The sequence below is a fragment of the Nocardioides sp. genome (genome assembly GCF_034670285.1).
In the GTDB taxonomy this organism is placed as follows: domain Bacteria; phylum Actinomycetota; class Actinomycetes; order Propionibacteriales; family Nocardioidaceae; genus Nocardioides.
Genome location: NZ_JAXMNS010000488.1, coordinates 1 through 2,488, shown reverse-complemented (window position 1 = coordinate 2,488; position 2,488 = coordinate 1). Strand labels below are relative to the sequence as shown.

The following is a 2,488-nucleotide window of genomic DNA, read 5'->3' as shown; positions in this document are numbered from 1 at the left end:
AGTCACCCAGTGCGTCGACGGCGTCGCAGAGCTCGGCGTCCTTCCACTCCCAGTCGCTGCGGAAGTGGTGGCGGAGCAGTGCGAGGCGGATGGCCATCGGGTCGATGTCGCTGTTGCGCAGGGCTGAGACGAAGACCAGGTTGCCGCGGGACTTCGACATCTTCTCGCCGTCGTAGCCGACCATGCCGGCGTGGCTGTAGATGCGGGCGAACGATGCGCCCTTGTTGGCGACCTGCGCGTGGCCCGCACACATCTCGTGGTGCGGGAAGACCAGGTCGCTCCCTCCGCCCTGGACGTCGATGTCGGTGCCGAGGTGCGCCAGCGCGATCGCGGCGCACTCGATGTGCCAGCCCGGGCGTCCCGGGCCCCACGGGCTCGGCCACGACGGCTCGCCCTCGCGCTCGCCGCGCCACACGACGCAGTCGAGGGGGTCGCGCTTGCCCTCCCGGTCGGGGTCGCCACCGCGCTCGGCGAAGAGGGCCAGCATCGTGTCGCGGTCCATCCCGGACTCGTCACCGAAGGCGTCGTCTGCGCTGACCGAGAAGTAGAGGTCCTGCTCGACCTGGTAGATCGCGCCGTTCGCCTCGAGGACCTTGACGAGCCCGATGACGAGCGGGATCGACTCGACCGCGCCGATGTAGGACTTCGGCGGCAGCACGCGCAGGGCCTGCATGTCCTGACGGAAGAGCTCGGTCTCACGCTCGGCCAGCTCGACCCAGTCGATGTTGACCTTGTTGGCGCGCTCGAGGAGCGGGTCGTCGACGTCGGTGACGTTCTGGACGTAGGTCACGTCGTGCCCGGCGTTGCGCCACGCACGGTTGAGCAGGTCGAAGCCGACGTAGGTCGCAGCGTGCCCGAGGTGGGTGGCGTCATACGGCGTGATGCCGCACACGTAGAGGCGCGCGGGTCCGTTCGGTGAGGACGTCACCTGCACGCCCGTCGACGTGTCGTGCAACCGCACGGCAGGCGCGGTGACGGGGAGCGACGAGATCTCAGGCAGGTTCCAGGCACGCATGTCCGCAGCCTAGGGCGTGCACGGGCGGCGGCCCCCACAGCCCTGCGCGGGAGAGCGTCAGAAGGGCGGCCACGGGATCGACGGCCAGTCGCCGGACGCCTCGGGCAGGGTGCCGAGATCGAGCAGGCGGCGACAGCGGTGCTCGAGCACGACCACCTCCCTCGGCGTCAGGTGCTCCAACAGCTCGGCGCCGAGCTGTCCTGCGAGACCGCTCAGGACGCGCTCGATCCCGGCGACGTCCTGGTCGTCGAGGGCCTCCCCGCCCCAGCCCCACAGCACCGTGCGCAGCTTGACCTCCTGGTGGAAGGTCAGCCCGTGGTCGACGCCGTAGCGGTGTCGGTCGGCCATCTCGAGCACGTGGCCACCCTTGCGGTCGGCGTTGTTGGTGATCACGTCGAAGACCGCCATCCGGCGCAGCTCGCGCGTGTCCTCGTGCACGAGGGCCACGTCGCGGTCGTGGTCGTCGACGGCCTCGAGCACCAGTCGCCAGCCGGGCGGCGTGTCGTGCGGTCGCACCAGCATCACGGCGTCCTGCTCCGGATCGGGCTCCTGCCACTCCTGGATCATGCCCAGGCCGTGCGGCCCCTCGCCGAGCCACGTGCGAGGCACGACGTTCCACCCGGTCGCCTCCGAGACGAGGTAGGCGGCGACCTCCCGCCCCGCGAGCGTGCCGTCGGGGAAGTCCCAGAGCGGACGCTCGCCGGCAACGGGCTTGTAGACGACCTGACGGCCGCCCAGCTCGCCCAGGAAGGTCGCGTTGGACGCGGGCATGATGCGTCCTTGGAGCTCGAGCGTGCTCATCCGTCGTGGGTCACGGGTCGCGTCGACGGAAACCGTTGGCGCGCACGCACAGGTGCCCGTTCGGGTCGATCGGGTTGCCGCAGAACGGGCAGCTCGGGCGGCCCGCCTCGAGGACCTGCTCGGCGCGCTTGACGAACGACCGCGCAGCGGCGGCGGTCAGTCGGACGAGGAAGACCTCGTCGGGCTCGGGCTCCTCGAAGTCCTCGTCCACCTGCTCCGGCGAGATCACGGCCGCTTCGGTGTAGGGGAAGACCTCGATCACGATCCGCTCGTCGGACGGGTCCCAGGAGAGCGTCATGGTGCCCGCCCTGAACTCCTCGTCGATCGGCTGCTCGAGGGGGTCGGAGTCGTCGAGGGCCAGGGGCGCGACCGCGGGTACGACGGACTGGCTGGCCTGGTTGCTCATCACCTCGTCGAGCAGCTCGTCGACGCGCTCGGCGAGGGCTGCGACCTGCTGCTTCTCCAACGAGACGCTCGTGATGCGGGAACCGGTGCGTGCCTGCAGGAAGAAGGTGCGCGCGCCCGGCTCACCGACGGTGCCGGTCACGAAGCGCTCCGGCGGGTCGAATGCGTGGACGACTGGCATGCCACTCAGCCTAGGGGCGCCGTGGGACGGCCCGACCCACCCGGTGGTGCGGCGGCCTCGCGGTCGGCCACCTCCGGCCCGGCGCC

General features: G+C 70.8%; 3 protein-coding genes. All 3 read right to left on the bottom strand.

Going from position 1 to position 2,488, the window contains the following annotated elements; translation table 11 throughout:
• A partial coding sequence (mshC, locus tag VOI19_RS18075) for a cysteine--1-D-myo-inosityl 2-amino-2-deoxy-alpha-D-glucopyranoside ligase (protein WP_323794334.1) occupies window positions 1-1,015 on the bottom strand: 1,015 nt, incomplete at its 3' end.
• Between the two features lie 57 nt (window positions 1,016-1,072).
• A complete protein-coding gene (locus tag VOI19_RS18070; RefSeq protein ID WP_323794333.1) occupies window positions 1,073-1,816 on the bottom strand; it encodes an SCO1664 family protein in 744 nt (247 codons plus the stop codon).
• A gap of 10 nt (window positions 1,817-1,826) precedes the next feature.
• Window positions 1,827-2,402 (bottom strand): DUF3090 domain-containing protein, encoded by a 576-nt coding sequence (locus VOI19_RS18065; RefSeq protein WP_323794332.1) that lies wholly within the window; start codon window positions 2,400-2,402, stop codon window positions 1,827-1,829.
• Window positions 2,403-2,488: the final 86 nt, after the last annotated feature.